This window comes from Cetobacterium sp., from assembly GCF_977044495.1.
The window spans coordinates 1-7,672 of record NZ_CDRRQU010000068.1 but is presented as its reverse complement, the minus strand read 5'-3'; the positions used below and the strand labels follow the sequence as shown (position 1 = coordinate 7,672).

Annotated in this window: 11 protein-coding genes and 3 tRNA genes; all 14 read right to left on the bottom strand. The window is 32.0% G+C overall.

The window, feature by feature from the left end; all coding sequences use genetic code 11:
* A partial coding sequence (locus tag ACWI69_RS11335) for a GTP-binding protein (RefSeq protein ID WP_286033895.1) occupies positions 1-101 on the bottom strand: 101 nt, incomplete at its 3' end.
* A 118-nt stretch (positions 102-219) separates the two neighbouring features.
* Positions 220-304, bottom strand: a tRNA-Tyr gene (locus ACWI69_RS11330).
* 19 nt (positions 305-323) lie between these two features.
* Positions 324-398 (bottom strand) — tRNA-Glu (locus ACWI69_RS11325).
* Positions 399-406: 8 nt separating this feature from the next.
* A tRNA-Thr gene (locus ACWI69_RS11320) sits at positions 407-482 on the bottom strand.
* A 107-nt stretch (positions 483-589) separates the two neighbouring features.
* Positions 590-1,021: a hypothetical protein gene (locus ACWI69_RS11315; RefSeq protein WP_448821944.1), complete on the bottom strand. Its 432-nt coding sequence runs from the start codon at positions 1,019-1,021 to the stop codon at positions 590-592.
* Between the two features lie 21 nt (positions 1,022-1,042).
* Positions 1,043-1,678 (bottom strand): L-threonylcarbamoyladenylate synthase, encoded by a 636-nt coding sequence (locus ACWI69_RS11310; protein ID WP_448821943.1) that lies wholly within the window; start codon positions 1,676-1,678, stop codon positions 1,043-1,045.
* Between the two features lie 91 nt (positions 1,679-1,769).
* Complete coding sequence (locus ACWI69_RS11305; RefSeq protein WP_448821942.1) at positions 1,770-2,720, bottom strand: ribose-phosphate diphosphokinase; 951 nt, start codon at positions 2,718-2,720, stop codon at positions 1,770-1,772.
* A gap of 5 nt (positions 2,721-2,725) precedes the next feature.
* A complete protein-coding gene (gene glmU / locus ACWI69_RS11300; protein WP_448821941.1) occupies positions 2,726-4,072 on the bottom strand; it encodes a bifunctional UDP-N-acetylglucosamine diphosphorylase/glucosamine-1-phosphate N-acetyltransferase GlmU in 1,347 nt (448 codons plus the stop codon).
* 76 nt (positions 4,073-4,148) lie between these two features.
* A complete protein-coding gene (locus tag ACWI69_RS11295) occupies positions 4,149-4,670 on the bottom strand; it encodes a J domain-containing protein (RefSeq protein WP_448821940.1) in 522 nt (173 codons plus the stop codon).
* 75 nt (positions 4,671-4,745) lie between these two features.
* Entirely contained in the window at positions 4,746-5,300 is a 555-nt protein-coding gene (locus tag ACWI69_RS11290) for a tetratricopeptide repeat protein (protein ID WP_448821939.1), read from the bottom strand.
* A gap of 115 nt (positions 5,301-5,415) precedes the next feature.
* Positions 5,416-5,766, bottom strand: a complete 351-nt coding sequence (gene rplT, locus ACWI69_RS11285; protein WP_438581359.1) for a 50S ribosomal protein L20 — start codon at positions 5,764-5,766, stop codon at positions 5,416-5,418.
* 51 nt (positions 5,767-5,817) lie between these two features.
* Positions 5,818-6,024: a 50S ribosomal protein L35 gene (gene rpmI, locus ACWI69_RS11280; RefSeq protein WP_448821938.1), complete on the bottom strand. Its 207-nt coding sequence runs from the start codon at positions 6,022-6,024 to the stop codon at positions 5,818-5,820.
* 27 nt (positions 6,025-6,051) lie between these two features.
* The gene (gene infC, locus ACWI69_RS11275) at positions 6,052-6,564 is read right to left on the bottom strand and encodes a translation initiation factor IF-3 (RefSeq protein ID WP_448821937.1); all 513 of its coding nucleotides are present in this window, start codon (positions 6,562-6,564) and stop codon (positions 6,052-6,054) included.
* A gap of 260 nt (positions 6,565-6,824) precedes the next feature.
* Positions 6,825-7,672 (bottom strand): S1 RNA-binding domain-containing protein (locus ACWI69_RS11270; RefSeq protein WP_448821936.1); only part of this gene is annotated, 848 nt, incomplete at its 5' end.

Genomic DNA, 7,672 nt, shown 5'->3' with positions numbered 1-7,672 from the left:
TTTGATATTGCTGCTGTTGTTGTTGTTTTTCCGTGGTCAACGTGTCCAATTGTTCCAATGTTAACGTGCGGTTTGCTTCTTTCAAATTTTTCTTTAGCCATTTGAAATTTCCTCCTGTTTTTCTTTATATTTATTTTTTCTTTTCTTTTACAAAAAAAATCCGCTTAAAAAAAAATCCACACATATCCTTCAAACTGTTTCAGGTTAGTGTAGTATAAGTGGTGGTGAGAGAAGGATTCGAACCTTCGAAGGCAGAGCCGTCAGATTTACAGTCTGATCCCTTTGGCCGCTCGGGAACCTCACCATATCTTATTCAATTTTAATGGTACCCCGTAGGGGAATCGAACCCCTGTTTATAGAGTGAAAATCTATTGTCCTTACCACTGAACGAACGGGGCATTTTATATGGTGCCGCTTATCGGAGTCGAACCAATCACCTACTGATTACAAGTCAGTTGCTCTACCAGATGAGCTAAAGCGGCATCCCTTCAGACATTTATAATTATACCCTATCACATATAAAATGTCAATAAATTTTTTTAAAAAAAGAAGTAGAAAAATTCTCTACTTCCTAGCTTTATCCATATACCTATTTTTTTAATTGAACAAGTAACTGTCTATATTGTTTTGCCATAACCTTTGTCATTGATTTTTTTATAAGCTGATACCATTTGAACTGCACGCTTTCCATTCCTTTGACAGCATCTGATACCATTTTTGTTAAAAACTCTTGTTCCTCATAAGATAACTTTAAATCCATTTTATCTTTTGAATCTGCCACTGATTTTACATAGTCTAAAAATTGCCCGACATTTTGCATTCCATTGTTCACTGCAAATTGTTTTTTTATCTCTTCTATAAATTTAGATAGAAACTTTTTTGTCCCTTTATCCAAAGATACTGAGTACTTTCTTTTACCTTTTCCAATCTTTTGAATCGAGTTCATCATTCCCATCATTGATGACATTGCATTCATTTGCATAGGATTCATGTTGTTTGCGTTTACCTTTTGTGCCTTCATTTTATTTTTTCCTCCAAAATTTTATATTTTTCCAATAACTTCCTCTATTGTTTCCTTTTTTATAGCTCCCTCTCTAAGAATTTTTGGGAACGTTTTTGTCAAATCTAGTATCGTTGATTCCATGCCCAAAGGGGATTTTCCACCATCAACTACAATATCCACTCTCTTTTTAAACTCTTCACTTAGCTCCTCAAAACTTCTCGGTGTTTTTTCTCCCGAAATATTGGCACTTGTCGTTGGTAAAATTCCACCAACACTTTCTATTATCTCCTGAGCTAATTTTAAATCAGGTATCCTAACACCAATTGTTTTTCCTCCAGAAACTATGATATCCGGAACAGTTTCTTTTTTATTTAAAATAATAGTTAAAGCGCCCGGCCAAAATCTATTAGCTAACTTCTCTATAATTGTTTTTTTTTCCTCATCTATAATCGCTATTTTCTCAACGTATTCCACCTTACTTAAAAGTGCTATCAGTGGAGATTTAAAATCTCTTTCTTTTATCTCATAGATTTTACATAGACCTTTTAGTGAATCAATACTTGCTCCTACTCCATATACCGTATCTGTTGGATAAATTATTACACCATCATTAATTAATCTATTTTTTATAATTTCTAAATCAATATTGTCTTCTTTAAATACAATTCTTTTCATAATAAATCCTTTTCCTCACCTTTGTCTATATAAATAATTCTAACATATAAAAAAAAAAAAAGCTAGTGGAATACTAGCTTTCTATATGCTTTTACTTTTCAAATAACTCAGATACTGATTCATTATTTACTATTCTTCTGACAGCTTCCGCAAGAATTTCATCTACAGAAACTACTTTTATCTTATCGATTTTTTTAGACTCTGGTAATGCTATCGAATCTGTTATTATCACTTCTTTTAAACATGAAGCCTGTAATCTTTCAATAGCTGGGTCTGAAAATACGCCATGCGTACAACACGCGTATGCCTCAATAGCCCCTCTTGCCATGATTGCCTCTGCTCCGTTTGTAATTGTACCAGCTGTATCAATCATATCATCTATGAATATCGCAATTTTTCCTTCAACTTCTCCAATTAAATTCATAACTTCTGACATATTCGGTTTTGGTCTTCTCTTATCAATGATTGCTATTTTACAATCTAACCACTCCGCTAATTTTCTAGCTCTTTTTACTCCACCAATATCTGGTGATACAACTACTACTTTATCTCCTGACATTCCTCTGGCGATAAATGATTTTGCCAATAATGGTAATGCTTGCATATGATCCACTGGTATATCGAAGAATCCTTGAATCTGATCAGCGTGTAAGTCCATAGCTACAATTCTTGTAGCTCCTGCTGTTGTTAATAGATTTGCCACTAACTTAGACGTAATTGGTTCTCTTGGTCTTGATTTTCTATCCTGTCTAGCATATCCATAATATGGAATTATAACATTTATCGATTTTGCTGAAGCTCTTTTTAAAGCATCAATAAATATCAATAACTCCATTAAGTTTTCATTTACAGGCTCAGATGTAGATTGAACAATAAATATGTCTCTTCCTCTTACTGTCTCTCCCACACAAACGTAAATCTCTCCATCCTTGAATCTGACAATTTCAACATCTCCCACTGAAGTTCCATACTTCTCAGCTATTTTTTCAGCCAATTCCATATTTGATGTTCCGGCAAAAATTTTTACCCCAGGTCTTTCCATTTTTTTTATTTCCTCCAATCAAATTTTATAACTTGTTTACTTCTTGATACTGCTAACGCATTTTCAGGTACGTCTTTCGTTATCACTGAACCTGCTCCAATCAACGCATTTTCTCCTATATTAACAGGAGCTACCAGCATTGTATCACTTCCTATAAAAGCATTTTTTCCAATTGTAGTTTTGAATTTATTTTTACCATCATAGTTACAAGTTATTGTTCCTGCACCTATATTAGTTTTTTCTCCTACGATAGCATCTCCCAAATATGTCAGGTGTCCCGCTTTAACGCCCTTTTCTAACACCGATTTCTTTATTTCCACAAAATTCCCTATATGAACTTCCTCTTTTAAATGAGTTTTAGGTCTCAAATGTGCAAATGGTCCTATCGTCACTTTATTTTCAACAAAACTTTCCTCCAATACAGAGCTTTCTATTCTAACATCATCACCTATTTGACAATCAATCACTCTGGTATTTCCTAAAATTTCACAATTTTTACCAATTTTTGTGTCACCTTGTAACAGAACTCCGGGATATATAATTGTATCTTGTCCAATCTCTACACTTTCTTCTATATAGGCTGTATTTTTATCTATAAAAATTACACCGTTTTCCATGTGTTTTGTATTTATCCTATCTCTCATGATATAGTTGGCCTTTTCCAATTCGATTTTAGAGTTTATCCCCAATATCTCATCATTATCCTCCAGTAAAAAAGCTTCAACTTTTTTACCATCTTTAACATTTATTCCAATAACATCTGTTAGATAATATTCACCTTTTTCATTTTTATTATCTATTCTTTCAAGAGCTGACAATAACTCTCTAGCTTCAAAACAGTAGACACCTGCATTTACCTCTTTTATAGCCTTCACTTCATCAGTTGCCTCTTTTTCTTCAATAATTCCTATGACTCTTCCATTTTCTTTTACAACTCTACCGTATCCGAATGGATTTTCATAAAAAGATGTCAAGATTGTGGTTACCGCTTTTGACTCTCTATGGTAATCATATAATTTTTTTAAAGTTGTCTCTTTTAATAAAGGTGTATCTCCACATAACACCATAACTGTACCCTCAAAATTTTCAAGTTTATCTTTAGCTTGAATAACAGCGTGTCCAGTTCCTAACTGCTCCTTTTGAACGACATACTTTATATTTGGTAGCACCTCTAAAATCTCTTCTTTTTTATGACCTAAAATCAATATATTCTCAGTTGAACCAATTTTACTACACGTATCTACAATCTTTTGTATCATTGGTACTCCACAAACTTTATGTAAAACTTTTGGCAGCTCTGATTTCATTCTTGTTCCTTTTCCAGCTGCTAAAATTAGTGTCTTTAAACTCATCATATCCTCCATTTTATTTAGCCTTTACATTGTACCATAAGATTTAATATTTTTGCAAAATAATTTAACTATAATTTTACTGAAGTTTTTCATATGCTTCGTTTACTTCTTTAAACTTTTTCTCATGCATCTCCCTCACTGCAGGCTCAGCATTTGCATATCTATCTGGATGGTGCTTTTTAGCCAACTCTCTATACGCCCTTTTTAGCTCTTCTGGTGTCGCTCCTTCCTGAACTCCCAGTATTTTATAATATTTACTTTTATCTTCAAAAGCTCCAAATGGATTATTTTGATAACTTCCTTGATAATTTCCTCCATATTGATTTCCTTGATTTCTGAACATATCTTCAAAATCTTTTTGAGTATACGTTCTGTAATAAAAATTTCCTTTTCTTGGATTTTTTTTATTCATGAAATATCTAATAACTAAGAATATTAGAATAACTGGAAAAAATTGTATTACTATAAATCCAAAAAAAGAGATTAGTAACATTACAAAAAAAAGTGCTGGTAAAGCCGTAATAGCTCTATTCATACCAAATAGTAACGCTATTATTAAAAAAATAGCCGCTGTTAAAACTAATGCTATTGATATCATTTATTTTTCTCCTTGATTCCTAACTGTATTATAAAATAAGGGAATAGATTTTCTATCCCCTATTTTTGAATTAACCTAAATTTTGTCTCTTAAATATTTAATTTTATTTTCTATTTCCTTGTCTCTAGGATCGATCTCATAAGCTGCTACATACTCATTTAAAGCTTTTTTATATCTCCCCAAAAATTCATACTCTCTAGCAAAATCTAAATGAGCACTATATATATCCAAATCCAAAAATATAGCAAAATCATAACTATTTATCGCTTCCACTACTTTTCCTGCTCTTGAGTAGGCATTCCCTAATAAAAAGTAAACAAACGCATCCCCAGGTTTATTATCTAAAAACATATTAAAATACTTTATACTCTTAGTATAATTACCCAGTTCATAGTTTAAGTATCCTAAAAATCCTATTGTATCGCTATCTTTTTTTCCTAGAGCCCTGAGTTTTTCATAAATTTCTAAAGCTCCTTCACAATCTCTCTTATAAAAAAGAATTGTACCCAATCTCTTTAAATTATCAATATCGTTTGCTTTCTTCAAAAGTTCAAACCTTATTTCTTGTTCTTGGTTTAATAACTCTTCCTCACTTACATCTATTCTCTTTAGTATCTTCTTTCTTAGCATTTTAATCCCCCTTAGGTTTTTTAAAACTACTCTCTTGAAAATTATATCATATTTTTCCTTTTTGTTTAAGATTTTTTAAAATAAAAAAAAAGAGCACAAGCTCTTTTTATCATGACTATAATGCTGCTTTTGCAGTTTCTGCTAATTTAGCGAATTCAGCTGCATTGTTTAAAGCAATATCTGCTAAAACTTTTCTGTCTAATTCGATTCCTGCTCTCTTTAATCCGTTCATTAAAGTTGAGTAAGTTAATCCGTTGATTCTTGCAGCAGCGTTAATTCTGATGATCCATAATTGTCTCATCTTTCTCTTTCTAACTTTTCTATCTCTTGTAGAGAAAGCTTCTGCTCTCATTACAGCTTGCTTAGCTTGCTTAAATACGTCACCTGACGCACCTCTAAATCCTTTAGCAGCTTTTAAAACTTTTTTATGTCTTTTTCTTCTAACTATTCCAGTCTTAACTCTCATTTACTTCTCCTCCTATAATTGATCCTTTAACAATAATATTCCCAAGAATTATTATCTTCCTACTCCGTATGGTAATAATCCTTTTAAGTGTTTTTCTAATGTTGAAGTGATTACTGTATCCTTCTTCAATCTGTTCTTTCTTTTTCTTGTTTTCTTTGTTAAAATATGGCTCTTCCCTGGCTTTTTAACAATGAATTTCCCTGTTCCAGTAACTTTAATTCTCTTTTTAGCACCTCTATGAGTTTTCATTTTTGGCATTGTAATATTCCTCCTCTCGAATCTTCACTATTTTTTTGGCGATAAGATTAAATACTTTTGCTTATCATTATATTTTTTATCAACATCTGCGACCTCTACAAATCTGTCAGATATTTGATCTAGCATTTCTATTCCCTGATCAGCGTACATTCTTTCTCTTCCATACTGAACAAGAGTAATTTTTACTTTATTATCTTTTTCTAAGAATTTTTTTACTTGAGATATTTTTGTATCCATATCATGCTGATCTATTCTAGCTCTAAACTTTACCTCTTTAACAACAACTTGCTTTTGATTCTTCTTAGCATCTTTAGCTTTTCTTGTTTGCTCATACTTATACTTTCCATAATCCATTATTTTACATACTGGTGGAGCAGCATTTGGTGATATTTCAACTAAATCTAATTCCTTTTGTACAGCGATCTCCAACGCTTCTGCCGCTGACATTATTCCTAGCTGTTCTCCAGTTTCAGAGATAATCCTTAACTCTCTACCTCTTATCTTCTCATTAATTCTAACTTTGTCCGAAATAATAGACACCTCCTATTAACTATCAAATAAAAAAAACAGGACGTAAAATTCCTGTTTAACTCAAATAATTATTAGGGCTCCCCCTAAACAAAAATTTAATATAACCTTTATGTAGGTCTTGCCCCATAAGGTGAGAAACAGGAAGTCTCTTCTTGATAAATCTTTTTCATTGTCTTTAATCATTATAGCATAATCTTACAAAAAGTCAAATGATTTTTTTATTGATTTTATTGAGGTCCCCTCATATCAAGAGGACCTTATTCACTTAATTACTCTTCGCTTGAAGAAACTCCATACTTTTCAATCAACTCTTTATTTTCATTCTTTTCTTCTTCCAATTGAACTTTTTTTATAGAAAGTTTTATTCTTTTCTTTTCAGAATCAATTTCAACAATCTCTGCTAGAACAATTTGCCCTGCCTTAAATACATCTCTTAAATTTTTTATAAAATCTTTAGAAGCTAATTGAGTTGGAATAAACCCATCTACTCCCTCCTCTAATTTTACAAACATTCCAAAGTCTTGAATATTTTTTATCTCTTTTTCGACTCTATCTCCAACTCTATAATTCTCTAAAGCAAGTTCCCAAGGACTTTTTGTTAAATCCTTAATACTTCCTTTTATTTTTTGATCTTCTAAGTTTAACTCCACTACTTTAAACTCTACTTTGTCTCCCTTAGAATACTTTTTGTTTCCTGTCCACGCAAAATCTGAATTGTGGATAAATCCATCCACCCCTTCCTCAACTTGCACAAATATTCCAAATGGTTTTACTTCTACAACATCTCCTGTCAAAATAGTTCCCACAGCAAATTTATTTTCGGCATTTTCCCATGGGTTAGCACTTAATTGCTTTATTCCTAATTTTAATTTTCTCTCTTTAGGAGATAACTCTGTAATAACAACTTTAACTTCATCTCCAACTTTAACAAAATTATTGACGTTCACTTTTTTACTTGTCCAAGAAAAATCTGAGCTATGAATCAATCCTTCAACTCCCGGTAATAACTCTACAAAAGCACCATAATTTGCTATTCTAGTTACTTTTCCAGCCACTTCTTGACCCACACTATTATTTTCAGCAACTATGTCCCAAGGATTTCTTGTTAAAGCTTTTA